The 260-nt window shown below is 70.0% G+C and carries 1 pseudogene; it reads right to left on the bottom strand.

The annotated features are described in order from the left end of the window. A pseudogene (locus SM753_RS20830) lies at window positions 1-260 on the bottom strand (amino acid transporter); the annotation flags it as partial.

A 260-nucleotide genomic window follows, 5' to 3' on the forward strand; every position in this document is an offset into this window, starting at 1 on the left:
GCGACGAGGATGGAGAGCAGGAGCGCGACGATCCCGTTCTGGAGCTTCGCGGCGTTCTCGGTGCCGGTGACGTTCAGGACGGTGACGGCGGCGCCGAAGAGGAGCGCGATGGGGACGGCGAGGCTCTCGCCGACGGTGACGCCGAGCTGCGCGAGGGTGTCGACGGCGTAGTACCCGAACCCGACGAGGTAGAACGCGGTGGCGAACACGAGCCCGAACCACAGCGAGATGCCGACGACAGCGCCGGGGAGCGTGCCGAG

This window comes from Halostella sp. PRR32, from assembly GCF_034808085.1.
Taxonomy (GTDB): Archaea; Halobacteriota; Halobacteria; order Halobacteriales; family Natronoarchaeaceae; genus Halostella; species Halostella pelagica.